Origin of the sequence: Pseudomonas sp. B111 (assembly GCF_026428275.1) — a bacterium.
Classification (GTDB): domain Bacteria; phylum Pseudomonadota; class Gammaproteobacteria; order Pseudomonadales; family Pseudomonadaceae; genus Pseudomonas; species Pseudomonas aeruginosa.
This window is the reverse complement of record NZ_CP097857.1, coordinates 6,140,003-6,165,744: the sequence shown is the minus strand read 5'-3', so window position 1 is coordinate 6,165,744 and position 25,742 is coordinate 6,140,003. Positions and strand designations below refer to the sequence as shown.

The following is a 25,742-nucleotide window of genomic DNA, read 5'->3' as shown; positions in this document are numbered from 1 at the left end:
GCCATGCAGGCACAGTGGCTGATTTTCGCGGCGCTCCTGATGGCGGTCGGCGGTGCCTTGTTGCTGTTGCTCCAGGCGCGCAACGGCAGCCGCGAGCAGCGTCTGATCGAGAGGCGCCTGGGAGCGCTGGCCAACCCTGGCGGCTCGACCAGGTGGCTGGCCGGCATGACCGAGCGGATGGACGACAGCTTCTGGGTGCGGCGCCTGCAACTGATGGACAGCGAGGCCCGCCAGTTGCTGCAACAGGCCGGCTGGCACGAGAGTCGCTACCGGACCCTGTACCTGATCTCGGTGTTCCTCACGCCGCTGCTGTTCGTTCTCCTGGTCTTGCTGGTCAAGCTGCTGCGCGCCGAGAGCGAGGCGTCCTACGCGGTGCCGCTGCTGTTCGCCGCCGGCATCGGTTTCCTCCTGCCCAAGCAGGTGCTCAAGCACTTCGCCAAGGCGCGCCGGGCGCTGATCGCCGACGAGATGATCCTGTTCGTGCAACTGATCCGCATCCTCTTCGATGCCGGCCTGACCGTGGAGCAGACGCTGCGCGTGGTCTGCCTGGAAGGCCGCGGGATCACCCCGCAACTGGCCCGCGAGCTGGACCTGGCGCTGACCCGTGCCGACAACGGCATCGACCTGGCGGAAGAGCTGGAGGCGCTTGCCCGGCGCCTGCAGGTGGACCCGCTGAACGACTGCTGCGGCGTGCTACGGCAGATGTTGCGCCAGGGCGGCAGTGCGCGCAGCACCCTGCTGACGCTCAAGCAACTGTTCGAAGACCGGCGCCTGACCACCTTGCAGGAACGCATCGGCAAGCTGTCGGCGAAGATGAGCCTGGTGATGATGGTGCTGCTGTTCCCGGCGCTGCTGATCGTCCTCGCCGGTCCGGGCGTCATCGCCATCACCAAGGCCTTGGGAGGACTGGGATGAAAGCACTGATCGGCATCGGCCTGTGCGCCGCCCTGCTCGGCGGTTGCGCCGCGCTGCCGGGGCGGGACGGCCCACGGGAGTGTTCGCAGCAGCTCGGCCAGGAGCAGGAACTGCAGATGAACATGGTCCGCGACATGATCCGCGAGGGCCGCCTGCATGCGGCCCTGGCCAACCTGGAAAGCATGCCGCCGGGCTTGATCGACGTGCGCGAGGAAAGGGCGCTGATCCTGCGCCGGATCGGCGACTCGCGGGCCAGGGCCGAGTACCAGGCCCTGCTGGAAACCTGCAAGGCACCCGAGGCGCACCACGGCCTCGGCCTGCTCGCCCTGCGCAATGGCGACAGCGCCCGGGCGGTCCTCGAGCTGCGCGAGGCGACGCGCCTGCGGCCGACCGAGAGCCGCTTCCGCAACGACCTGGGGGTCGCCCTGCTCAAGCGCGGCGACCGTGTCGGCGCGCGCTTCGAATTCATCACTGCGCTGGAGTTGCAGCAGGGCGGCAAGCTACCGGCGACCAACCTGCTCGGCCTGCTGTACCTGCAAGGCGACCGGGAAGATGCGCAGCGCCTGATCGAGCGTTTGCAGCTGGATGCCCGGGACATCCGCGCGGCCGAGGCGCGGGCGCGCAGCTGGGGTGCCGTACCGACACCCGGCGCGGCGCCGGCAAGCGACGACCCGCTGGCGGAACTGCCGGCGGAGGCGAATATGCATACCGCGATGGCCAACGAGGCGCCCTGAGCCGGCGCCGGAGAGGTGAACCATGCACGAGCGAATCCTGTTCGGCGTCTTGCTGCTCCTGTCCGGCCCGGCCTGGGCCGCGGACACGCCGGCGGTCCGTCCTGCCGCGCCAGCGACGGCCGAACCGCAGACCGCCACCCGCGCCTGGCTGGCCATCCAGGCGAGCGGCCGGGCCGCCAGCCCGGTTCGGCAAAGCGCGACCGCCGCCGAGCGCCAGCGTGCCTACCAGCGCTACCTGAAAAGCTATGAGCACGAGATTCCCGAGTACCTGCTGGAAGATCGTGGCTTCGGCGAGAGCAAGAACTGACGGTTCCTGGCGGAGGGGCAGGGCATGAACGGATGGCCTGCAAGACAGCGCGGGGCGATCGGCATCCTGGCGGCGACCACCCTGCTGCTGGCCTTGATCTGCCTGTTGCTGGTGGTGGATACCGGGCGGCTCTACCTGGAGCAGCGCAACCTGCAGCGAGTGGCGGACGTGGCGGCGCTGGAGAGTGCCTCCCAGGGAGCCTTGTGCGGCGACCAGAGTTCTGCCCAGGCGACGTCTTTCGCCAAGGCCAGCGCGATGCTCAACGGGTTCGATGCGGACGCCGCCGGCTCCAGCCTGTCGGCGGAGGTCGGCGGCGTGCTGAGTGCCGGCGGCCTGCGCAGTTTCATAGCCAGCGCGTCGAACGCGGCTGCCGCCAACGAGGCGGTGCATGTCGAGGTGACCAAGAGCGTTCCCGGCAGCCTGGTCGCCAACCTCGGGGGACTGTTCGGCGGCGGCAATGCCAACGTCGATCTCCGCGCAGAGGCCGTGGCGCGCCGCCTGCCGAACGCCACGATTTCCGCAGGTACGGGGCTGGCCAGCGTGAACAGTGGCCAATCGGCGTTGCTCAACCCCATCCTGAGCGGATTGCTGGGCACCCAGATCGATCTCTCGGCGGCGGCCTACAACGGTATCGCCGACGCGAAGCTCAGTGTGCTGGACATTCTCGGCGCGGATGGAATGGGCTTGATCGGGGTCGATACCAGCCTGGGGACCATCGAACAGTTGTTGAATACCAACGTCGGCTTGCAGCAGGTACTCGCCGCCAGCGTGAACGTCCTGGCGAAGAACGGCGTAGCCTCGGTCGAGGCCCTGAGAACGCAATTGGTGGGGGTAAAGTCGGCCACGTTGAAACTGGGAGACTTGCTGGGGCTGAGCGCCGGCGAGGTGAACAGCATGTCGCAGCTGGATACGGCGATCAATGCGCTGGATCTCATCATGGCGGTTGCCCAGGTCGCCAACAAGAATTCCGCGGTCGCCGTGAACCTGGGCATCCCCGGATTGGCCAATGCACGGCTCACGGTCGTAGAGCCGAAGAGGATCGTCTCCGGGCCGCCAGGGCAGGATGAGAGCGGTGCCTGGCGCACGGAGGTGCGCCAGTCCCAGGTACGACTTACGGCGGACATCGATTCCGGGTTCCTGTCCATTCTCGCCACCACGAAACTGCAACTGGCCATCGAAGGCGCGTCGGGAGCCGTCTGGCTGAAAAGCATGGCCTGTACCCGCCCGGATACCGCGTTGGACTTCGGTTGGAGAAGCAGCGGAGCGACGATAAAGATCGGCAGTCCGGCCAACATCGATCAGGTCGGCTCGATTCTGGTGCTTGGCGGCTTGGTGCGATTGGATCTCAAGCTCGATACCTCGATCGCCGGCAGCTCGGGCGATACGCGATTCAACGTGAAAGCCGACGGTTCCGATCTCGTCCAGAGCCGCAGGTTGCCGGAAAGCGGCTTTCTCGCCAGTACCCTGAAAACCAGCATCAACGTCAATCCCGTGGTGCTCGGACTGTGCTTGCCTTTGCTGTGCGGCTCGACGGCGCTCACCGACCTCATCGTGAATTCCGTGGTGGCACCTCTGGTCGATGGGCTGCTGACGCCGATCCTGAATCTGGTCCTGCCCTTGCTGGGGGTACAACTTGGATACATCGACGCGGAGATTCTGAAGGTCGATGTCGGCAGGGCGGAACTGCTGATCTAGCAGGTCCGCCGGGCCATCGCGCCTGTCAGTGCACCACCGCTCCGCTGCCCTGCTGCATCGCCGCAGGCGACAGGGCCAGCGCCAGCTGTGTGCGGTTGTGCATATGCATCAGGCGCAGCACCTGGGAGACGTACAGCTTCACCGTGTTCTCGGTGATGCCCAGTTCGTAGGCGATCTGGTAGTTGGTCAGGCCCTTGCTCACCAGCCGCGCCACCGCCTGCTGGCGGGGCGACAGCTTGCCGAACAGCGGATTGCTCGGGGACACCTGGCTTTCCGCGACCGACGCCGGCGGCGCGGACGGCTGGCTGTCTTCGCTCTTGAGGGCACTCGGCTGGCTGTTGCCGTGTACCTCGTACTTGATCTTGTGGATGTCGCGGTAGATCGAGTTCAGCGATTCGGCGAGGTATTCCAGGCGCTGGTTGACGTGGCTCAGGCTCAACTGGCTGCGGACGCGCTCGTGCAGGCGGTTCTCCAGGCGTTCGAGGCCATGCAGCAGTTCCTGCGGCGCCACCGGTTTCTGGTAGTAGTCGGCGGCGCCGACCCGCATGGCCTCGATCACTTCCTGGCGGCCATCGTGACCGGTGAGGATGATCGATTCGAAGAACCTGCCGTTGCCGGCGACTTCCTTGAGGCTCTCGATCAGGCGGATACCGTTGTCCTGCCCCAGGTAGAGGTCGCAGATGACCAGGCCGATGTTCGGGTCGGCCTGGAAGCTGGCGATCGCCGACTCCCGGTGGGTGCTGGTTACGCAACGGTAGCCACTGTTTTCCAGCAGTTCGCGGAGTTCCGAGGTCACCTGGGGTTCATCATCGATGATCAAGACGCTGAAATGCCGCGAGGCCGGTTTGTCCATGGTCATACGCTCCATTTGCTTATTTTGTTTTTAACAGGGGACGTGCATTGGAATGCAGCCATACCGAATGGTATTAGCCATAAGCATATAGTCGCTAAGTGAGGTCTTCCGCAAGTTTACTCAGATAATTTTACTGATAATCAGATGTGCCAAAAGGCCGGCGCTCATGGCGAATATAAAAGGGAATGACTTGTTTTTTGACGGTGCCCTTCGAAGGCGAACTTCTTCATTCATTGCGGACTTTTCTACCGAACGTTTGAATAACTTTACGAGGATGAATAGCGCGATGCACAGCAGGCAGCCGAAGGCCAGGCTATAGAGCACCGTAAGTGGGTCGCTGGCCAGCCCCAGTGCGGCCAGGTACTTGACGTCGGCAGCGCCGAGCCTGCCGAGAAGGTAGCCGGGAAGGCTGAGGCAGACGCCTATAAAAAGTGCGGTCATTGCCATATTAACCGTAGCACCGGTCAGGCTTGACTCTTTCACATATAAATAAACAAAGGAAATAAGAAATCCGCCCAGGATAAGCCAGTTGGAGACGCGCAAACGTTTGATGTCCTGATATCCGCAAACGCTTGCCCACAAGGCCAGTGCTAATTGCTCCATCCTGTTCTTCAGCCTTTTTTCGACATCTGGATTAATACCTTTTCAGTAACGTTGGCGGAGCGAATGACGACTAGTATTAAGGATGCGGATCGGGGATGTCAGCTCATGCTCGGAAAAGCTTCCCGGCGACGCCAGCACGGCGCCGTCGCCATCGAATTCACAGCGATCTTCCTGCTGTTTTTCGCGCTGGTCTACGGCCTGATCAGCTACAGCATTCCTTTGCTCATGTTGCAGTCGTTCAACGATGCCGCTGCCGTGGGGGCTCGTGCGGCGATCGCTGTCGATCCCTCCGATGCGGGCTACGAGAGCCTCGCCGAAGCCCGTGCCAGGGACGAGTTGCTCGCACGCCTGGACTGGATGCCGGCGGCCTGGCGGGCGAACCTCCAGCCTTGTGCCGGTAATGGCCAGTACGCCGACTACGTCAGCGCCACGTCGCGGATCGAGGTCTGCGTGCAGTACCCGTACGGCGATCCGGGCAAGGCGATCATCCCCGTGCTGAGCTTCCCCGGCATCGGCGCGATTCCCAACCTGCCGCAGACGCTGAAGGCGAGTGCCAACCTGTTGCTGTGAGGTGGTCGCATGTTCGAATTTTCCCGCTCGTCGTCCGCCGAGGCCGAGAGGCCGGAACCCTTTTCGCAGGAAGGCCCCTCCCTCTGGAGCGCTTCGCTGAGGAGTTGGGACCTGTGTTTCGAGATGGACGAACAGGACCGCGTGATCCGGGTCGGCGGGCGGCAGGCGTATCGTCTGCAGTGCGCCCATGGGCTTGGCGAACAGCCGCGGCCTTTCGCCGAGTATCTGGAGCGGCGCGCCCCCGGTGCGCCGACGCTGGCCGGCCTGCGCCGGGGCGAGCGTCTCGACCTGACGCTGCGCAGCGATGCCGCCGCGCCATTGACCTGTCGTTTCCAGCCGATGCAGCCGCTCGACGGCCTGGGACGCTCCCTGCTGCTGGGCATGGACATCTCCGACCTCAACTGGCAGTCCGACAGCCAGCAGCACCAGTTGCAGAGCCTGAGCCTGGGCAAGCTGATCCTTTCGCGTCTGCGCCATGTCTCCCACGGGCACCTGGCGGAGGCGGTCCAGGAGATTCTCGAATCGCTCTCCGGCGCGTTCCAGATGCAGGCTATCGCCCTGCTGCTGGGCGACGGCAAGGGTTTCTGCACGGTCTTCGCCAGTCATGTGCGGCCTGGCAGCGACAGTTTGCTGCGACCGACCCTGCAACTCGCCGACGACGACCTGCGCGAAGGGGCGGGCGCGCGCTTGCTACGCCGTGGCGAAGGCGCCTCGACGCTGCTCCGGCAGATCGGCGAGGACGCGCTCTACCTGGTGCCGGCGGCGATGCGCGGTGGCCGCCTGGGGGCATTGCTGGTGCGGCCGATGTCGCTGGAGCAGCTCGCCCAGGGGCCCGCGCCGCAGGACTGGCAATACCTCTCGGAACTGCTGGCGAACCAGGTGGCGGACCGCTGCGAACTCCACGAGCAGCACGACAGTTCGCGCAAGCTGGGGCTGTTGCAGGAGATGATCGGCGGCGGCTGGTGGCGTTACTGGGCGGAGCAGGAACTCTTCGAACTGGCGCCGGCCTTGCACGACAGCCTGGGGTTGACCGGCGAGTATCGTCGGGTGCCGCTGGAACACCTGCAGGGTCTGCTGCAACCGGCGGACGCCGACGAACTCGGCCTGCGCCTGCGCGCCTGCCTGCGCAGCGGCCAGGCGCTGGCCCAGGACCTTTGCCTGCGTCAGCCGGATAGCCGCGGCGAGCGCCGCTGGCTGCGCATCGAGGGCCGACCGCTGGGGCGCGGCAGCGCGCTGGGGCTGTCCGGCGTGCTGCTCGACATCAGCGAAGGCCGGCGCCAGGAGGAACGGGTACAGGCGGCCCACGCGCGGCTGCGCAGCCTGATCGACAGCGCGCCGGTGGTGATCTACGTCCAGCGGGTCGAGCAGGGGCACCTGGTGCCGGAGTTCTACAGCGAAAGCGCGAGCAACCTGCTCGGCCTCGACCTGCAGGGACAGAGTTGGCAGGCGCTCGCCGAACGGGTGCATCCGGATGATCTGGAGGCCTTTTTCGCCCGTGGCCGCGAGTTGCTTCGCGAGGGCCGGGTGAAGACCCGCTATCGCCTCGCCGATGGCCAGGGCAACTGGCACTGGCTCTACGACGAAGCCAAGCTGCTGCGCGATGCCCAGGGCCTGCCCAGCGAGGCGGTGGGCCTGTGGCTGGACGTGACCGAGCAGCACCTGGCGGCACAGCGTATCGCCGAGAGCGAGGAACGCTACCGGGTCCTGGTGGAGGATTCGCCGGCGCTGATCTGTCGCTATACCGCCGACCTGGTGCTGACCTACGTGAACCGGACCTTCGCCGATAGCCTCGCGACCAGCCCGGAGCGCCTGGTCGGTCGCCGGCTCGACGAGTGGCTGGCGGCGGAAGACGCCAGCGCCTTGCGCGCGCGTCTGCTGGGCTCGCCGCGGGAGGGCGCCAGCGAGGTGCCGGAGCTGCGCTTCAACCTGCCGGGGCAACGTTTTCTCTGGCTGGTGTGGGCCGAGCGGCCGTTGTTCGACGCCCGTGGCGAATTGTGCGAGGTACAGGCGGTGGGGCGCGACAACACGCCGGTGCGCCGGGCCCAGCAGCAACTGGCGCAAGGCGCCAAGATGGCCAGCCTGGGGGAGATGGTCAGCGGCCTCGCCCACGAGGTGAAGCAGCCGCTGCACGTGCTGCGCATGACCCTGTTCAACATGCGCCAGCGGATGAACAGCGTCGGCCTCGACGGCGACTACCTGGGCGAGAAACTGGAGCGCATGGATGCCCAGGTCCTGCGCGTCGACCGCCTGGTCAGCCACCTCGGCGTGTTCAGCCGCAAGTCGGCGCTGGAGGCGCTGCCGTTCGACCCCTATGCCGCCTTCGAAGGCGCCCTGGGCCTGCTCGGCGAGGGGCTGCGTCAGCACGCCATCGAGGTGGAGTGCCCGGCGCCGACGCAGCGGATGGTGGTGCGAGGGCAGGCGGACCAGTTGGAACAGGTGATCATCAACCTGCTCGCCAACGCCCGCGATGCCCTGCTTGGCAATCCCGGCCTGGCCAGCCGGCGTGTTCGCCTGGAGCAGGTGGCCTGCCGCGAACCGGGCTGGGTCGAATTGCACGTGCACGACAACGGCGGTGGGATCGAACCGCTCCTGCTGGAGCGGATATTCGAACCCTTCTTCACCACCAAGGCGGAGGGCAAGGGTACCGGCCTGGGTCTCTCGGTCAGCCACGATCTGGTGCGCAACATGGGCGGTAGCCTGACGGCGGCCAACCAGGGGGAGGGTGCGTTGTTCGTGGTTCGCTTGCCGCTGGCGGCGCCCGCCGAGGCGGGCGGATGACGTCGGTGGGAGCGCGGCAAAAAAACGCCTGCGGACAAGCAGGCGTTTTTTTCAACCGGCGAGGCGGCTCAGATGAATTGCGAGGCTAGCCAGAACAGGCCGGCGGACAGCGCCATCGAAGTCGGCAGGGTGAGCACCCAGGCCATCAGGATGTTGCGCACGGTGCCGCCGTGCAGGCCGCTCTTGTTCGCCACCATGGTCCCGGCCACGCCGGAGGACAGTACATGGGTGGTGGACACCGGCAGGCTGTAGATGTTGGCCATGCCGATGGCGGCGGCGGCGGTGATCTGCGCGCTCATGCCCTGGGCGTAGGTCATGCCCTGCTTGCCGATCTTCTCGCCGACGGTGAGCACTACGCGCTTCCAGCCGACCATGGTGCCGATGCCGAGAGCCAGGGCCACCGCGATGATGACCCAGAACGGCGCGTATTCGGTGGTCGCGGTCAGGTCCTTGCGTAGCTTCTCGAGGTCGGCCTTCTCCCGCGCCGGCAGGTCGGACAGCTTGCCGACCTTCTTCGCGGTGTCGTCCAGGCACAGCAGGTAGCGACGCACCTGCACGCGCTCGTCGGCGTCCAGGTCGTTGTAGCTGGGCACGCCGCGCAGGTCGCGGAGCAGCGCGTTGATGGTCGGCTCGGTCTGTTTCGGATCGCAGCGGTAGAACTGCGGCATCTCGCTGCCATTGCTCTTGCCCAGGGCCAGCATGTCGCCGAGGGTATCGGTATGGCGCTGGTAGAACTGGCTGAGGTGCAGGGCGGCGTCGCGGGTGCGCTCGATCTGGTAGGTGGTGCTGTTCAGGTCGAGGACGAACTTGGCCGGGACGATGCCGATCAGTACCAGCATGATCAGGCCGATACCCTTCTGGCCGTCGTTGGAGCCATGGACGAAGCTTACCGCCATGGCGGAAAGCACCAGCACCAGGCGGTTCCAGAACGGCGGGTGCTTCTTCTCGTCGAGTTCGCGACGGGTTTCCGGGGTCTTGTGCATCTTCGACAGCGGACGCCACCACTTCAGTCCGAGCAGGACCAGCGCGGCGACCATGAAGCCGGCCAGCGGCGAGAAGATCAGCGACAGGCCGATGTCGATCGCCTTCTGCCAGTTGATCCCTTCGGCCAGCGGCACGTCGGTGATCAGCGCATTGGCCAGGCCGACACCGAGGATCGAGCCGATCAGGGTGTGCGAGCTGGAGGCCGGGATGCCGAAGTACCAGGTGCCGAGGTTCCAGGCGATGGCGGCGGCGAGCAGGGAGAAGACCATCGCCAGGCCATGGCCGGTGTTCACGTTGATCAGCAGCTCCACCGGCAGCAGGTGAACGATGGCGTAGGCCACGCCGACACCGCCGAGCAGCACGCCGAGGAAGTTGAACACACCGGAGAGCATCACCGCCCGGTAGGGGGACATCGCTTTGGTGTAGATGACGGTGGCCACCGCGTTGGCAGTGTCGTGGAAGCCGTTGATGAACTCGAAGGTGAGGACGAAGGCCAGGGCCAGCACCAGGCTGATACCCACCCAGGCATCGAGCCCGCTGAAAAGATCGAACATGTGAGAAACCGGTCAGAGACGGGGCGGCGATTATGCCAGATGCGTTTTTATCCGTCTGGAACTCCGGAAGGTTGCCATTGTCGCGGGCAACGCCCCGTCGCATCGGGCTTTGCGGGAAAAACGAAACAGATTGAAACGCTTCGTTATCCGTCGCTCTCCTGTCGGTTGGAGGTAAATGGAATGGGGTTCGCTGCTTCCTGCCCGGCCTTGAGACGCTCTTCTTCGATCTTCTGCAGTTCTCTGTCGAACGCCTGATCCTGAACGGTTGGGCGCTTGCGCCAGGGCTTGCGGTCGGGTTCCGGCTGGGCGGCATAAAGCGTCACTTCGCCGCCGTACACGTCCTTGTAACGCTGTTCCTCGCGCGCCAGCGCGGCACGCAATTCGTCTTTCGTCACGGGTGGTCCTGAGTCCAAAAAGAGCGGGCCCGATAGCGACCAGGCTGGGCGGAAGCGGGGTCCGGCCAGCGCCGGTTGGGAGTCTAGTCGACCGCTACCGGCTGTAAATGGGCGCGGAATTATAACGTGGGCTCCGGGCTTGTCATACGGTGTCGGCCGACGGACGGCAGGACGGAAATTCTTCGAGCGACCCCTGGAAATGCGGCGAAGCCCCCATGGATCAAGGCCTGGCCGACGCGTCCGGGGTGTTCTCCGCCTTTCGTCGCGGCCTGCGCTAGTCGAATGCCAGCCATTGGCCATACCACTAAGGAACGATGGCGGCGCTTCCGGGGGCGGGCTACAAACCGGACTACAAGTCAAATAAAGAAGCCCCGCCGTCGCCCGTCCGACCCCAGGGTCATGACGCAACGCCCCGGAGGCCGGAGATTTACTCATGCAGCCCGCTCGTTCCCGCATCCTCTTCGTCTGCCTGTTGCAGAGCCTGGCCCTGGTTCTCCTGCTGGTCGGCGCCCGGCATGGCTGGCTGCCGCTGTACCTGGCCCTGCCGCTCGGCGTGGCGCTGCTCTGGTTGCCCTGGCTGCTTCCCGGCAACCGCACGGCGGTGGCGACCGTCGGCGAGCCCGACATCGCCCGGCTGGCTCGCGACCTGTCCCATAACACCAGCCAGAACGCCCTGTCGGCCGCCGGCGTGGCGTTCTCGGTGAAGCGCCTGGCGGAGAAGCTGCAATCCCAGCTCGACGCCGCCGAACAGATCGTCGGCAGCGCCGAAGTGATGATCCACACCGAGCGCGCCACCTCCAATCTGGCGCGCCAGGCCATGGACGCCGCCACCCGGGCGCGCGCCGGCAGCGACGAGGGCCAGGTGCTGCTGGCCTCGACCATCGAGCGCATGCATCGGCTCAGCGAGCGGATGGGCGCCAGCCGCGAGGCGATCGAGGCGCTGAACCAGCGCAGCGAGGACATCCAGCGGGTCACCCTGGTGATCCAGGGCATCGCCAGCCAGACCAACCTGCTGGCCCTCAACGCGGCCATCGAGGCGGCCCGCGCCGGCGAGCATGGGCGCGGCTTCGCGGTGGTTGCCGAAGAGGTGCGCGGCCTGGCCGGACGTACCGCCGAGGCCACCGAGGAAGTCGGCCAGATGGTCGCCGAGATCCAGCGCCAGACCAGCGAGGTGGTCGAGCAGATCCGCCAGCTTTCCGAAGAGTTGGGCGAAGGGGTCGGCCAGGTCGAGCTGACCGGTCGGCAACTGGAAGGCATTGCCGAACTGGCGGCCGGGGTGGAGAGCCAGATTACCGAGATCGCCCAGGGCGCCGAGATCAACCGCAGCCAACTCGCCAGCCTGTTCGCCGCGGTCGAGCAAGTGCGCGGCGACCTCAGCGCCAGCGAGGAACAGACCTTGCGTCTCGGCGAAGCCGCCAGCCAGTTGGAGAACCAGGCCGAGGTGATCAGCGAGCGCCTCGCCGAGGTCAGCCTGGACGCCTACCACCAGTCGGTCTACGACCTCGCCCGGGAGGGCGCGGCGGCTATCGCCGCTCGCTTCGAGGAGGACGTGCGCAGCGGGCGCATCGACCTCGACGACCTGTTCGACCGCAGCTACCAGCCGTTGCCCAATACCCAGCCGACCAAGTACCGGACCCGCTTCGACAGCTACACCGACCAGGTCCTGCCGGGCATCCAGGAGCAGTTGCTGGAGCGCAACCGCAACCTGGTGTTCGCCATCGCCTGTACCCCCGAAGGCTACGTGCCCACCCACAATCGCGCCTTCGCCCATCCGCCCAGCGGTGACCCGCAGACGGACGCGTTGCGCAGCCGCAGCAAGCGCCTGTTCAACGACCGCACCGGGATTCGCTGCGGCAGCCACCAGCAGCCGCTGTTGCTACAGACCTACACCCGTGACACCGGCGAGCTGATGCACGATCTTTCGGTGCCGATCTTCATCCACGGCAAGCACTGGGGCGGCCTGCGCCTCGGCTATCGGCCGGAGGGCGCGGAGCCGGGCAAGGCGGCTGCGCCGGCGGCGCAGGGGCTGAGCCTGGCCTTGAACGGCTAGCCGGCTGCGGCGATCAGGCCGCCGGCCACGGCGCAGGCGAGCACCACTTGCCAGGGCGGCGTCTTCCAGGCGAGCAGGGCCAGCAGGGCGAAGAGCAGCAGGGCGAAGTCGGCCGGGCGCAGGATGCCTTCGGTCCAGAGCGGCTGGTACAGCGCCGCCAGCAGCAGGCCGACCACCGCCGCGTTGACCCCGGCCAGCGTTGCCCGTACCCGGCGTTCGTGGCGCAGGCGTTCCCAGAATGGCAAGGCACCGGCGACCAGCAGGAACGACGGCAGGAAGATCGCCAGCAGGCACAGCAGCGCGCCGCTCCAGCCGTTCGGCGCCGGGCCCGAGGCTGCGCCGAGGAACGCGGCGAAGGTGAAGAGCGGGCCCGGTACCGCCTGGGCGGCCGCGTAGCCGGCGAGGAAGGTATCGCCGTCGACCCAGCCGTTGGGCACCACTTCCGCCTGTAGCAGCGGCAGCACCACATGGCCGCCGCCGAACACCAGCGAGCCGGCCCGGTAGAACGCATCGAGCAGGCGCAGCCAGTGTTCCGGCCAGAGGCGCGCGGCCAGCGGCAGGCAGACCAGCAGCACGGCGAACAGGGCGAGGAGCAGCAGCGCGCCGCGGTAGCCAATGGCGTTCGGCAGCCGCTCGTGGCCTTCCCCGGCTTCCGTTTTCAACAGGGCGAGGCCGGCCAGGCCGGCACCGGCGATCACCGCGACCTGGGCCCAGGCCGTGGGCCAGGCCAGCACGCTCGCGCAGGACAGCGCCATCAGCGCCAGGCGCGGGCGATCCGGACACAGGCTGCGGCCCATGCCCCAGACCGCCTGGGCCACCACCGCCACCGCGGCGATCTTCAGGCCATGCAGCACGCCCTCGGGCAACAGCGCGCCCCAGCGTCCCAGGCCGAGAGCGAAGAGTACCAGCAGCAGCGCCGAGGGCAGGGTGAAACCGAGCCAGGCGGCGAGGGCGCCGGGGTAGCCGGCGCGGGCCAGGCCGAGGGCCATGCCAACCTGGCTGCTGGCGGGGCCGGGGAGGAACTGGCAGAGGGCGACCAGGTCGGCGTAGCTGCTTTCGCTCAGCCAGCCGCGGCGGCGGACGAACTCGTCGCGGAAATAGCCGAGGTGGGCGATGGGCCCGCCGAAGGCGCTGCAGCCCAGCTTGAGAAAGGCGAGGAACACCGCGAGGGCAGTGTCGGGATGGCGGCTGGCGGTTGGCATGCGAACTCCGGATGGCGGCTGCTGCGAGCATAGCCGCATCGCATGCACGGCGGGTTACAGCATCGGCATGTCCTGGGCGCGGCTGGCCAGGCGGTATTGTTCCGGCGTGGTGCCGGCCAGCCGGCGGAACATCGAGATGAACGCCGAGGGGCTGCTGTAGCCGAGGTCGAAGGCGATCTGCTGGATCCCCCTGCCGGCTTCCAGCGCCTCGATGGCCGCGAGGAAGCGCAGGCGTTGGCGCCATTCGCCGAAGGTCATGCCCAGTTCGCGCTGGCAGTGTCGGGCCAGGGTTCGCTCGGTGCTGTGCACCTGCTGCGCCCATTGCGCCAGCGAGCGGTTGTCGCCCGGCTCGGCCTGCAGTGCGTCGAGCACCTCGCGCAGCGCCGGGGTACGGCCGTAGGGCAGGTAGTCGTCGTGGGGCTGGGCGCATTCCAGCTGGTCCATGACGACCCGGGCCAGGCGCAGGTCCTGCGCCGAGGTCGGCAGGTTGACCCCGCGCTCGGCGAAGTCCGAGAGGATCGCCTTGAGGATCGCGCTGATCGCCAGGGTGCAGGGTGTCGCCGGCAGGCGTCGTGACAGCTCGGCGGAGAGGTACAGCGAGCGGTAGACGATGGCCTGGCTGTTGTAGCAGCTGTGCACCCGCTCCGGTGGTATCCATACCGCGTATTGCGGAGGCGAGAGGAAGCGCTGGCCGTCGATCTCCAGCTGCATCACGCCATGGGCTGCATAGTTGAGCTGGCCCCAGGCGTGGGTGTGCGGCGGCGAATGGGTGTCGGCGCCGAACTCGTCATAGCGGAAATAGACGTCGAAAGACTGCCCCTGGAGATCGGGAAGGCGCAGCAGGGTGGTGGTCGACATGTCCGAACCTACGGGTGGTTTGTCTGGAATTCATTATACGTCTGTATTCGGACTGGCTCAGAATGGCCGCATATTCCTTTTTCATAGTGCGGAACCCTCATGCAATACCTGTTTCCCCTGCTGGCCGTGTTCATCTGGGCCGGCAACACCGTCGTCAACAAGCTCGCCGTGGGGATCATCCAGCCCGCCGAGATCGGTTTCTTCCGCTGGCTGCTGGTCGGCCTGGCGCTGACGCCCTTCATGCTCGGCCCGGTGCTGCGCAACCGCCGCTACATCCTCGCCAACCTCGGCAAGTTCGTGGTCCTCGGCCTGCTCGGCATGGCCGTCTACCAGAGCCTGGCCTACTACGCGGCGGCGCTGACCAGCGCCACCAACATGGGCATCATCCTGTCGCTGATGCCCCTGATGTCGCTGGGCCTGGCCAGCAGCATCCTGGCCCACCGGCTGAACGCCGGGGCGCTGCTCGGCGCGCTGGTGTCGCTGGCCGGCGTGGTGCTGGTGATCTCCCAGGGCCATCTCGGCGCTTTGCTGGAGCATGGAGTGAACCTCGGCGACGCGATGATGATCGTCGCCACCCTGGCCTATGCGGTGTACAGCGTGCTGCTGAAGAAATGGAGCCTGAAGCTGCCGGCCATGCAACTGCTCTACCTGCAGGTGCTGGTGGCGATCCTCGCCCTGCTGCCGCTGTACCTGCTGTCGCCGCGCACCGGCCTGAACGCCGCCAACCTGCCGCTGCTGCTGTACGCCGCGCTGTTCGCCTCGATCGTCGCCGCGCTGGCCTGGATGCACGGTGTCGCCCGTCTCGGGCCGAGCCGGATGGCGCTGTTCTTCAACCTGCTGCCGATCATCACCGCCTGCATCGCCACCCTGGTGCTCGGCGAGCGCCTGACCGTCCATCACCTGGTCGGCGGCGCGCTGACCCTGGCCGGGGTCCTGCTGGCCGAGTTCTGGCAGCGCCGCCCGGCCCGCCTGCGCTCGGCAACCTGCTGATTTCCCGGCAACTTCCTCGCGATTACGGCGCACGGAGGCGCCGCCACTGGCTATCATAGGCAGCGCTCCCCGCGTGGGAGCCGAGCCGTGCCAGCCTGGAAGAGGAAGAATCGTGGTCGAAGTGTTTTCCGTGCAGGATGGGCTGGACGCCGAGCGCGCCCTGCTCGACGAGGTGTGTGGCGGTGCCCGCGAGCATGGCCTGTTGCTCTGGCAGCCGTGCGATCGGGCGCTGGTCATGCCGCGCCGGATGGAGCGCCTGGAAGGGTTCGCGCCGGCCAGCGCAGCGGTCGCCGAACGCGGCTGGCCGGTGCTGCTGCGCGATACCGGCGGCGAGCCGGTGCCGCAATCGCCGGGCGTGCTGAACATCGCCCTGTCCTATGCGCTGGGGCCTGGCGACAACGAGCAGACCCGTATCGAAACCGCCTACCTGCGGCTGTGCCAGCCGATCTGCGACTGGCTCCGCGAGCGCGGCCTGGACGCCGGCGTGGGCGCCGTGGCCGGTTCCTTCTGCGACGGCCGCTACAATGTCACCCTGGATGGGCGCAAGCTCGCCGGGACCGCGCAACGCTGGCGGCGCAACGGCGCCGGCCGGCCGGTGGTGCTGGCGCACGCGGCGCTGCTGGTCGGCGCCGAGCGCGAGGAGATGGTCGAGGTGGTCAACACCTTCACCCGCCGTTGCGCCAGTGCCCCGGATTGCCAGGCGGACAGCCATCTCGGCCTGAGCGAGCGCTGGAGCGATTTCCGCATGGCCGACAGCCTCGAACTGGAACGACGCTTCGTCGCCGCCAGATCCTGACCTCTTTCGCCAGAGCCTTGCGCCAGGAATAGCCGTACCGATGCCAGAACCCTTGGGAACCACCGCCCTCACGCCCGGATTCATGATCGTCCACGGCAATCGCCTGGACGACCTGCGCGACCTCGCCGTTTCCTGGATGCGCCGCTATCCGCTGGCGCCGCTGGAAAGCGAGCGGGTCCTGGTGCACAGCAACGGCATCGCCCAATGGTTGAAGCTGGCATTGGCCGAAGATCCCCGCGAGGACGGCGGCGGTGGCGGCATCGCCGCGGCGCTGGAGGTGCAGTTGCCGGCGCAGTTCCTCTGGCAGGCCTATCGCGCGGTGCTGGGCCGCGAAAGCATTCCCGAGGTTTCCGAACTGGACAAGGCGCCGCTGACCTGGCGCCTGATGCGTCTGCTTCCCGGATTGCTGGAGCGTCCCGAGTTCCGCACCCTGCAACGTTTCCTCGCCGACGATGCCGACCTGCGCAAGCGTCATCAACTGGCCGAGCGCCTGGCCGACCTGTTCGACCAGTACCAGGTCTATCGCGGCGACTGGCTCGACGACTGGAGCCAGGGCCGCGACCAGTTGCGCACGGCGAACGGGCAGGCGCGCCCGCTCGGTGCCGACGAGCGCTGGCAGGCCGAATTGTGGCGCGCGCTGCTCGCCGACGTCGGTGCCGATAGCCTGGCCCGCAGCCGCTCCGGCGTGCACCGGCGCTTCATCGAGGCGCTGCGCTCCGCCAGCGCGGCGCCGCGCGCGTTGCCGCGACGAGTGGTGGTGTTCGGGATTTCCTCGATGCCGGCGCAGACCCTCGAGGCGCTGGCCGCCCTGGCCAGGTTCAGCCAGGTGCTGCTCTGCGTGCACAACCCCTGTCGCCACCACTGGGCCGACATCGTCGCCGACAAGGACCTGTTGCGCCACGAGTACCGCCGCCAGCAGCGCCGCGCCGGCGTCCCCGCCGACCTCGACGAGGACCGCCAGCACCAGCATGCCCAGCCGTTGCTGGCGGCCTGGGGCAAGCAGGGCCGCGACTACATCAACCTGCTCGACAGCTACGACGACCCGGACAGCTATCGGAACCTGTTCGGCGAGGTCAACGGCGGGCGCATCGACCTGTTCAGCGAGGAGGCCCCGCACGGGCTGCTCGGCCAGTTGCAGGACGATATCCTCGAACTGCGCCCGTTGGCGGAAACCCGCGAGCACTGGCCGCCGGTGGCGCCGCGGAGCGACGCCTCGATCCGCTTCCATGTGGCCCACAGCGCGCAGCGCGAAGTGGAGATCCTCCACGACCAGTTGCTCGCCCGCTTCAACGCCGATCCGAGCCTGAAGCCACGCGACGTGATCGTCATGGTCCCCGACATCAACGCCTACGCGCCGCACATCGAGGCGGTGTTCGGCCAGGTGCCGCGCGACGACCAGCGCTTCATTCCCTATACCCTGGCCGACCAGGGACAGCGCGGTCGCGAGCCGCTGCTGATCGCCCTGGAGCACCTGCTGAAACTGCCCGACAGCCGTTTCGCCGTGAGCGAGATCCTCGACCTGCTGGACGTCCCGGCATTGCGCCGGCGTTTCGGCGTCGACGAGGCCGACCTGGCGACCCTGCACCGCTGGATCGAAGGCGCCGGCGTGCGCTGGGGGCTGGATGCCGCGCAGCGCGAGCGTCTCGGCCTGCCAGCGGGACTGGAGGGCAACAGTTGGCGCTTCGGTCTGCGGCGCATGCTGCTCGGCTACGCGGTCGGCGAAGGCGCGGCCCTGCAAGGCATCCAGCCCTACGATGAGGTCGGTGGCCTGGACGCCGCCCTGGCAGGCCCGCTGGCTGTGCTGCTGGAACGCCTCGAGGTGGCCTACGCGGAGCTGGCCGAACCGGCCACCCCGGCGCAGTGGGGCGAGCGCCTGCAGGCCCTGCTCACGGTGTTCTTCGAGGCCCACGACGAGCGCGACGAACTGCTTCTCACCCAGCTTCTGCAATTGCTCGAACGCTGGCAGGAACACTGCGCCTGTGCGGCCTTCGCCGAGCCGCTGCCGATCAGCGTGATACGCGAGGCCTGGCTCGGCGGCCTGGACCAGGGCGGCTTGAACCAGCGCTTCCTGGCTGGCGCGGTGAGTTTCTGCACGCTGATGCCGATGCGCGCGATCCCGTTCCGGCTGGTCTGCCTGCTTGGCATGAACGATGGCGACTACCCCCGCCAGCAGTCGCCGCTGGATTTCGACCTGATGCGCAACGACTACCGCCCCGGCGACCGCTCGCGGCGCGAGGACGACCGCTACCTGCTGCTCGAGGCGCTGCTCTCGGCGCGCGAGCAACTCTACGTGAGCTGGGTGGGGCGGAGTATCCGCGACAATGGCGAGCGGCCGCCCTCGGTGCTGATCGGCCAGTTGCGCGATCACCTGGCGGCCGGCTGGCGCCTGGATCCGGACGGCGACGGCGAGGCGCTGCTGGGTGCCCTGACCCAGGAGCATCCGCTGCAGCCGTTCAGCCGCCGGTATTTTCACGATGCGCCGGAGCAGAGCGTCGATGGCCTGTTCACCTACGCCCGCGAGTGGCGCGAGGTCCATCGCGAGGATGAGATCGGCGCTCCCGACGCCGAAGCGCCACTGCCGCCGCTGGAGCTGGAGGGCGCGCTGGGGCTGCGAGCGCTGGCGGAGTTCCTCGCCAACCCGGTGAATGCGTTCTTCCAGCAGCGGCTCAAGGTGCGTTTCGACGACGAGCAATTGACCGGCAACGACGAAGAGCCTTTCGAACTGGACGCGCTGGACAACTGGAAGCTGCAATTCGAGCTGACCGAACGCATGAAGCGCTGGGTCGAGCGGGACTGGAATGCCGAGGGCCTGCCGGCGCAGTTGCAGGCCCAGGTCGAGCGACTGCGGCGACAGGGTCGCCTGCCGCTGGCGGCGTTCGGCGAGTTCTCCGCGCGCCATTTGCTGCAACCGCTGCCCGACCTGCTCTGGCGCTACCGCCAGGAAATCGAGCGCTGGCCGGAGGCGGTCGAGCAGCAGCAGGAGTTGCGCCATCGCCATCCGTCCGGGCTGGAGCTGGAGGACTGGCTCGGCGGCTTGCGTCGCGACGCTTCCGGGCGCCTGGCGCGCCTGCAGTTGCTCAGCGGCAAGCTCCATGAAGGGCGCGGCTTCAAGTGGCACAGCCTGGTGCGCCACTGGTTGCAGCACCTCGCCCTGCAATGTCTCGGCCAGCCGGTGAGCAGCGTGCTGGTGAGCCAGACCGGCACCCTGGAGATTCCGCCGCTGCCGAGCGAGCGTGCCGGCGAGTACCTCGACCAGTTGATCGACGCCTGGCGCCAGGGCATGCGCCAGCCGTTGCCGCTGGCCTGCCGGACCGCTTTCGCCTGGCTCGCCAGTGGTGGCGCCGCAGAGCCCGAGAAAGCCATGCGCGAGGCGCGCAAGCGCTACGAGGGAGGGTTCGGCATGGGGGGCGAGGTGGACGCCTCGCCGGCGCTGGCTCGGGTCTATCCGGACTTCGACCGGCTGCTCGCCAGCGGTGAGTTCGCGCACTGGGCCGAGCAGCTCTACGCGCCGCTGCTGGCTGCCCTGGGGCGTGGCGCGGAGGAGCAGGCATGAGCCAGCAGCAGATGCCCGTGGCCCTCGATCCGCTGGATTTCCCGTTGCACGGCAGCCGCCTGATCGAGGCCAGCGCCGGTACCGGCAAGACGTTCACCATCGCCCTGCTATACGTACGCCTGGTCCTCGACCATGGCGGCGAGAGCGCTTTCGGCCGGCCGCTGAGCCCGCCGGAAATCCTCGTGGTGACCTTCACCGATGCGGCGACCCAGGAACTCCGCGAGCGTATCCGCAGCCGCCTGGGCGAAGCGGCGCGTTGTTTCGCCGAGCCGCAGGAGCGCCACGACGGCCTGCTGGTCGCGTTGCGCCAGCAGTATCCCACCGAGCGCTGGCCGGGCTGCGCGCGCCTGCTGCGCCTGGCCGCGGAGTGGATGGACGAGGCCGCGGTATCGACCATCCACAGTTGGTGCTACCGGATGCTGCGCGAGCACGCCTTCGACAGCGGCAGCCTGTTCACCCAGAACCTGGAAACCGACCAGAGCGAATTGCTCGCCGAAGTGGTGCGGGACTACTGGCGGCGCAACTTCTACGGCCTGACGGCTCCGGCGGCGCAAGCCGTGGCCAGTTGCTACAGTGGGCCGGAGGCGCTGGGCAAGGCCTTGCAGCCGCTGCTGGCGCGGCAGGACGCCGACTTCCGCTACGCCGACCAGGCGCTGAGTGCGCCCGAGTCACTGGCAGCCTTGCTGGAGCAGGGCGGCGACTGGTATCGCCAGCTCGACCAACTGGACGCGCAGGCCCGCGCCGCCTGGCGCGCAGCGCGCGTCGAACTGGAAGCGCTGCTGCGCGACCTGCGTCCCTACCTGAACGGCAACAGCTATCGCGGCAAGGACAGCGACGAGACCTTCGACGCCTGGCTGCAAGCGTTGGCGGACTGGAGCGAGGGCGGCGAGCAGCCGGCCAACCTGGGCAAGTTCGGCCAGACCCGGATCAAGCTCACCGCCAAGCGCGTGGCGCCCGAGCATGCCGCGCTAAGGGCCATCGACGCCTGGGCCGCGCATCAGGAAGAGCGTCCCGATCTCGCTCCCCACCTGTTGTTGCACGCGCTGGGCGAAGTCGGGCGCGAACTGGAGGTCGAGAAGCAGCGGCGTGCCGAGATCGGCTTCGACGACCTGCTCAGCCGCCTCGACCGCGCCTTGCAGGGGCCTGGTGGCGAGCGCCTGGCGCAATTGATCCGCGAGCAGTTCCCGGTGGCGCTGATCGACGAGTTCCAGGATACCGACCCGGTGCAGTACCGGATCTTCGAGCGTATCTACCGGATCGCCGCCGATCCCGGCGAGCCCCAGGCGCGGGAGACCGGCCTGTTCATGATCGGCGACCCCAAGCAGGCGATCTACGCCTTCCGCGGTGCCGACATCCATACCTACCTGCGCGCCCGCGAGGCCACTCGCGGGCGGCATTACACCCTCGGCAAGAACTTCCGCTCGACCGCCGCCATGGTGGCGGCCGCCAACCGCTGCTTCGCCTTCGCCGAAGAGCATCCGCGCGGCGCCTTCCGTTTCGCCCGCGAGGGGCTGGAAAACCCGGTGCCGTTCCATGCGGTGGACGCCCAGGGGCGCGCCGAACGTTTGTTGATCGACGGTGCCGAGGCGCCGGCGATGACGTTCTGGAACCTTGACGCCGAAGCCGGCGTGCTCGGCTCCGCGGCGTATCGCCAGGAAATGGCCGAGCGCAGCGCCAGCGCCATCCGCCGCTGGCTGAGCCTGGCCGACCTGGGCCGCGCCGGCTTCGCCGACGAGCAGGGCGGCTGGCGGGCGTTGCGCCCGGCGGATATCGCCATCCTCGTCCGCGGTCGCGCCGAGGCCGAGGCGATCCGTAGCGCGTTGGCGGCGCGGCGTCTGGCCAGCGTCTACCTGTCCGACCGCGACTCGGTGTTCGACAGCCAGGAGGCCGCCGACCTGCTGCACTGGCTGCGCGCCTGCGCCGATCCCGGTGCCGATGCGCTGCTGCGGGTCGCCCTGGCTACCCGCAGCCTGCACCTGGACTGGGCGACCCTGGAACGATTGAACCAGGACGAACTGTTCTGGGAACGGATGGTCCTGCGCTTCCGCGACTATCGCCGGTCCTGGCAGGCCCAGGGCGTATTGCCGATGCTGCGGCGCCTGCTCGCCGACTTCGAACTGCCGGCGCGCCTGCTGCGGCATGCCGATGGCGAGCGCAGCCTGACCAACCTGCTGCACCTGGCCGAGTGGCTGCAGCGCGCGGCGGTGGAGCTGGACGGCGAGCACGCGCTGATTCGCCATCTGGCCGAGCAGGTGCAGAGTCCGGGGAGCGAAGAGATCCTCCGCCTGGAAAGCGACGCCGACCTGATCAAGGTGGTGACCATCCACAAGTCCAAGGGGCTGGAATACCCCTTGGTGCTGCTGCCCTTCATCTGCAGCTGGAGGGAGCTGGACGGCAACAGCGGCGCGCCGGCAAGTTTCCACGAGGATGGCGTTGCAGGGCGGGTCATCGAGCTGGCGCGGCGCAAGGAGCAGGCTGCGCGGGCCTACGAGCAGGCCAACGACGAGCGCCTCGGCGAAGACATGCGCCTGCTCTACGTGGCCCTGACCCGCGCCCGCCATTCGGTGTGGCTGGGCATCGCGCCGCTGGTGGCGAGCAACAGCAAGTCGCCGGAGTTGCACAAGGGGGCCCTGGGCTACCTGCTTGCCGGCGGCGCGACCATCGGCAGCGATGGCCTCGGCCAATGCCTCGCCGCGCTGCGCGGCGAGTGCCGGGAGATCGTCGTCGAGCCGGCCCCCGAGGCGGACGCCGAACGCTATGTCGCAGGGCGCGGCCAGGGCCTTGGGCAGGCCCGCGAAACCCGCCGCAGCAGCCGCGAGAAGTGGTGGGTCGCCAGCTATTCCGGCCTGCAATTGCAGGCCTCCGCCGGGCTGGACGATGACGAGGCGTTGGAGAGCGACGAATCGCAGGAGCCGATCAGCGCCGAGGAAGCCACCTTCCACGAAGAAGGCCGTTCCGCCGAACAGCCGCCGGTCGCGCACGCCAGCGAGATGCGCGACGACCTGCATCGCTTCCCGCGCGGACCGGCTCCCGGCACCTTCCTCCACGGGCTGCTCGAATGGGCCGGCCGCGAAGGCTTCGATGTGGCGCGCGCCGATGCCCAGCGGCGCCGCGAACTGGTCGCGCGACGCTGCGACCTGCGGGGCTGGAAGGACTGGGCCGAACCGCTCGATCTGTGGCTGGAACAGTATCTCGCCGAACCGCTGCGCTGGCCCGGTGGCGAAACCAGCCTGGCCGGGCTGGTCGCCTACCAGGTGGAAATGGAGTTCTGGTTCGCCACCCACCAGGTCCAGGCCGAGGCGATCGACGCCCTGGTCCGGCGCCATACCCTTGGCGGCGCGGCGCGTCCGACGCTGGCACCGACCCTGCTGAACGGCATGTTCAAGGGCTTCGTCGACCTGGTCTTCGAGCACCAGGGGCGTTTCTACGTGGCCGACTACAAGTCCAACTGGCTGGGCGCCGACGATGGCGCCTACAGCCCGGAAGCGATGACCGCCGCGGTGCTGGAGAACCGTTATGACCTGCAGTACGTGTTGTACCTGCTGGCCCTGCACCGGCAGTTGAAGGCGCGCCTGCCCGACTACGACTACGACCGCCACATGGGCGGCGCCGTGTACCTGTTCCTCCGCGGCGCCCGCGCGGCGACCCAGGGCCTGCACTTCGAGCGCCCGCCGCGGGAACTGATCGAACGCCTGGACGCGCTGTTCAGCGGCCAGCCGGGAGCCGAGCGATGAATCCGACCCTCAAGCAACTGGCCGGCGAAGTCCGCGATGGCCGCGACGACCAGGTAGCGCAACCGCTGGCGGCACGCCACGACCTGCTGCGCCAGCTCGACCTGTGGGTGGCGCGTGGCTGGCTGCGGGCGCTGGACCGGGCGTTCGTCGCCTTCCTCGTCGAGTTGCAGCCGCAGGCCGATCCCCGGGTGCTGCTGGCGGCAGCGCTGACCAGCCACCAACTGGGCCACGGGCACGTCTGCCTGGACCTGGAGGCGACCCTCGGCGCGCCTGACGCGGCACTGTCGCTGCCGCCGGAAGGCGACGAAGGCCGCGATGTGCTGCTGCCGTCGCAACTGCTGCGTGGCGTGCGCCTCGACGCCTGGCGCGAGGCTCTGGCGGCGTCATCGCTGGTGGAGGTGGTCGACGAGCGCCCAGGCGATCCCGAGCCGAGCGAGACGGCGACCTCGCCGCTGGTGCTTTGCGCTCAGCGTCTCTACCTGCGTCGTTACTGGCGGCACGAGCTGGAGATCGCTCTGGCCCTGCGCGAGCGCCTGGGTCGGCAGGCGCCCCTGGCCGCAGACCTGGCGCCGCGCCTGGCCGCGCTGTTCGCGCAGGCGCCGACGGAAGACGGCCAGCGCGTCACCGACTGGCAGAAGCTGGCCTGTGCCCTGGCGGCCCGCGGCTATTTCAGCCTGATCACCGGCGGTCCCGGTACCGGCAAGACCACCACCGTGGTGCGCCTGCTCGGTCTGCTCCAGGCACCGGCGGTAGTCGCCGGCCAGCCGCTGCGCATCCGCCTCGCGGCGCCCACCGGCAAGGCCGCGGCGCGTCTCTCCGAATCCATCGGCCAGCAGGTCCGGGCCCTGCCGCTGGCGGAAGACGTGTTGCAGGCGATCCCCGCCGAGGTCACTACCCTGCACCGTCTGCTCGGCAGCCGTCCGGATACCCGGCACTTCCGCCACCACCGGGACAACCCTTTGGCGCTGGACGTGCTGGTGGTGGACGAGGCCTCGATGATCGACCTGGAAATGATGGCCAGCCTGCTCGATGCGCTACCGCCGCAGGCGCGCCTGATCCTGCTCGGCGACAAGGACCAGTTGGCCTCGGTAGAGGCCGGCGCGGTGCTCGGCGATCTCTGCCGGGATGCCGAGGAGGGCTGGTACAGCGCCGAGACCCGCGCCTGGTTGCAGCGGGTCAGCGGCGAAACCTGGCAGGGCTTGCGCGAAGGTTCGGCGCAGGCGCATCCGCTGGCGCAACAGACCGTCATGCTGCGGCATTCCCGGCGCTTCGGCGCGAGCAGCGGGATCGGGCGCCTGGCGCGGCTGGTCAACCGGCAACAGGCCGATGACGCGCGCGCGCTGCTGGACAGTCCGCCCGCCGACCTCTTCGACCTGCGCCTGCGCGGGGAGCGCGATGCAGCCTTCGCCCGGCTGTTCGTCGACGGTCATCCGCAGGCGCCGGGCACGCCGTACGGCTACCGGCACTACCTGCAACGCCTGGCCGAGGGCCGCCCGGCCGCCGGACTGGCGCTGGAGGATGGCGCCTGGGAGCGCTGGGCGCAGTCGGTACTGACGGCTTTCGACGCCTTCCGCCTGCTCTGCGCGCTGCGCCGCGGCCCATGGGGCGTGGAAGGACTGAACCAGCGGGTGGCGGCGGAACTGCTGCGCCTTGGCCTGATCGAGGCCGATCACGGCTGGTACGAGGGGCGGCCGGTACTGGTGACGCGCAACGACTACAGCCTGGGGCTGATGAACGGCGATATCGGCATCGCCCTGCGCCTGCCCGAGCGCAACGACGACGGCAGCCTGCGCTTCGCGCTGCGCGTGGCCTTCCCGCGCAACGACGGTAGCGGCGGCGTGCGCTTCGTCCTGCCGAGCCGCCTGGTCGAGGTGGACACCGTGTTCGCCATGACCGTGCACAAGTCGCAGGGTTCGGAGTTCGCCCATACCGCGCTGGTCCTGCCGGACGCGCTGAACCCGGTGCTGACCAAGGAGCTGGTGTACACCGGTATCACCCGCGCCCGCGACTGGTTCAGCCTGGTGGAAAGCCTGCCCGGGGTGTTCGAGGAAGCAGTGCGGCGCAAGGTGCGCCGGCTCAGCGGGCTGATGCTGCATCTGCGGCCGGAAAGGGAAGAGCAGCCGCCGCATGCTCCGGGTGAACAGACCGAGCTGCCGTTCTGACGTGCCGCC

18 protein-coding genes are annotated in these 25,742 nt (G+C 68.2%); 12 read left to right on the top strand and 6 right to left on the bottom strand.

Annotated elements, in window-relative coordinates; genetic code table 11:
* The first annotated feature begins 3 nt into the window (after window positions 1-3).
* Genes tadC through tadG form a run of 4 tightly spaced genes read left to right on the top strand, consistent with a single transcriptional unit; the run spans window position 4 to window position 3,651 of the window.
* The gene (gene tadC / locus M6E97_RS28570) at window positions 4-915 is read left to right on the top strand and encodes a type 4b pilus Flp biogenesis protein TadC (protein ID WP_003103955.1); all 912 of its coding nucleotides are present in this window, start codon (window positions 4-6) and stop codon (window positions 913-915) included.
* Complete coding sequence (gene tadD, locus M6E97_RS28565; protein ID WP_033939196.1) at window positions 912-1,649, top strand: type 4b pilus Flp biogenesis protein TadD; 738 nt, start codon at window positions 912-914, stop codon at window positions 1,647-1,649. The genes tadC and tadD overlap by 4 nt, the downstream gene beginning before the upstream one ends.
* A 22-nt stretch (window positions 1,650-1,671) precedes the next feature.
* The gene (locus tag M6E97_RS28560; RefSeq protein WP_003103957.1) at window positions 1,672-1,956 is read left to right on the top strand and encodes a DUF3613 domain-containing protein; all 285 of its coding nucleotides are present in this window, start codon (window positions 1,672-1,674) and stop codon (window positions 1,954-1,956) included.
* A gap of 24 nt (window positions 1,957-1,980) precedes the next feature.
* Window positions 1,981-3,651 (top strand): type 4b pilus Flp biogenesis protein TadG, encoded by a 1,671-nt coding sequence (gene tadG, locus M6E97_RS28555; protein ID WP_003162060.1) that lies wholly within the window; start codon window positions 1,981-1,983, stop codon window positions 3,649-3,651.
* 25 nt (window positions 3,652-3,676) lie between these two features.
* Here the strand turns inward: tadG and pprB are convergent, their stop codons facing one another.
* Together pprB and fppA are read right to left on the bottom strand one after the other, a co-directional pair.
* Window positions 3,677-4,504 (bottom strand): two-component response regulator PprB, encoded by an 828-nt coding sequence (pprB, locus tag M6E97_RS28550; protein ID WP_003103959.1) that lies wholly within the window; start codon window positions 4,502-4,504, stop codon window positions 3,677-3,679.
* Window positions 4,505-4,624: 120 nt separating this feature from the next.
* Window positions 4,625-5,107 (bottom strand): type 4b pilus Flp prepilin peptidase, encoded by a 483-nt coding sequence (gene fppA, locus M6E97_RS28545; protein ID WP_003110115.1) that lies wholly within the window; start codon window positions 5,105-5,107, stop codon window positions 4,625-4,627.
* Window positions 5,108-5,170: 63 nt separating this feature from the next.
* Here fppA and M6E97_RS28540 point away from each other — a divergent pair, with 63 nt between their 5' ends.
* Together M6E97_RS28540 and pprA are read left to right on the top strand one after the other, a co-directional pair.
* Window positions 5,171-5,677: a TadE/TadG family type IV pilus assembly protein gene (locus tag M6E97_RS28540; RefSeq protein WP_003120840.1), complete on the top strand. Its 507-nt coding sequence runs from the start codon at window positions 5,171-5,173 to the stop codon at window positions 5,675-5,677.
* 9 nt (window positions 5,678-5,686) lie between these two features.
* Window positions 5,687-8,455 carry a two-component system sensor histidine kinase PprA gene (gene pprA / locus M6E97_RS28535; protein ID WP_033939198.1) on the top strand — a complete coding sequence of 923 codons (2,769 nt, stop codon included), beginning with the start codon at window positions 5,687-5,689 and terminating at the stop codon, window positions 8,453-8,455.
* Between the two features lie 68 nt (window positions 8,456-8,523).
* Here pprA and M6E97_RS28530 read toward each other — a convergent pair whose 3' ends face one another.
* Complete coding sequence (locus tag M6E97_RS28530) at window positions 8,524-9,993, bottom strand: inorganic phosphate transporter (RefSeq protein WP_003093821.1); 1,470 nt, start codon at window positions 9,991-9,993, stop codon at window positions 8,524-8,526.
* A gap of 143 nt (window positions 9,994-10,136) precedes the next feature.
* Window positions 10,137-10,388 carry a hypothetical protein gene (locus M6E97_RS28525; protein ID WP_009315976.1) on the bottom strand — a complete coding sequence of 84 codons (252 nt, stop codon included), beginning with the start codon at window positions 10,386-10,388 and terminating at the stop codon, window positions 10,137-10,139.
* 433 nt (window positions 10,389-10,821) lie between these two features.
* On the opposite strand from M6E97_RS28525, the gene M6E97_RS28520 reads away from it, so the two are divergent.
* A complete protein-coding gene (locus M6E97_RS28520) occupies window positions 10,822-12,438 on the top strand; it encodes a methyl-accepting chemotaxis protein (protein WP_003093807.1) in 1,617 nt (538 codons plus the stop codon).
* Here M6E97_RS28520 and chrA read toward each other — a convergent pair.
* Both chrA and M6E97_RS28510 read right to left on the bottom strand, forming a co-directional pair.
* A complete protein-coding gene (gene chrA / locus M6E97_RS28515) occupies window positions 12,435-13,640 on the bottom strand; it encodes a chromate efflux transporter (RefSeq protein ID WP_023875861.1) in 1,206 nt (401 codons plus the stop codon). The two genes, M6E97_RS28520 and chrA, sit on opposite strands and share 4 nt — an antisense overlap.
* Window positions 13,641-13,694: 54 nt before the next feature.
* Window positions 13,695-14,498, bottom strand: coding sequence for an AraC family transcriptional regulator (locus M6E97_RS28510; RefSeq protein WP_003103975.1), 804 nt, complete (start codon window positions 14,496-14,498; stop codon window positions 13,695-13,697).
* A 99-nt stretch (window positions 14,499-14,597) separates the two neighbouring features.
* Between M6E97_RS28510 and M6E97_RS28505 the strand changes: the two genes are divergently transcribed.
* The 5 genes from M6E97_RS28505 to recD all read left to right on the top strand — a co-directional run bounded on the left by M6E97_RS28505 (window position 14,598) and on the right by recD (window position 25,733).
* Window positions 14,598-15,488, top strand: a complete 891-nt coding sequence (locus tag M6E97_RS28505; RefSeq protein WP_034005841.1) for a DMT family transporter — start codon at window positions 14,598-14,600, stop codon at window positions 15,486-15,488.
* Between the two features lie 112 nt (window positions 15,489-15,600).
* The gene (locus M6E97_RS28500; protein WP_003110110.1) at window positions 15,601-16,284 is read left to right on the top strand and encodes a lipoate--protein ligase family protein; all 684 of its coding nucleotides are present in this window, start codon (window positions 15,601-15,603) and stop codon (window positions 16,282-16,284) included.
* A 40-nt stretch (window positions 16,285-16,324) separates the two neighbouring features.
* Complete coding sequence (gene recC / locus M6E97_RS28495) at window positions 16,325-19,837, top strand: exodeoxyribonuclease V subunit gamma (protein WP_034005839.1); 3,513 nt, start codon at window positions 16,325-16,327, stop codon at window positions 19,835-19,837.
* The gene (recB, locus tag M6E97_RS28490; RefSeq protein WP_034005837.1) at window positions 19,834-23,571 is read left to right on the top strand and encodes an exodeoxyribonuclease V subunit beta; all 3,738 of its coding nucleotides are present in this window, start codon (window positions 19,834-19,836) and stop codon (window positions 23,569-23,571) included. The genes recC and recB overlap by 4 nt, the downstream gene beginning before the upstream one ends.
* Entirely contained in the window at window positions 23,568-25,733 is a 2,166-nt protein-coding gene (gene recD, locus M6E97_RS28485; protein ID WP_003093778.1) for an exodeoxyribonuclease V subunit alpha, read from the top strand. Before recB ends, recD begins: the two co-directional genes overlap by 4 nt.
* Window positions 25,734-25,742: the final 9 nt, after the last annotated feature.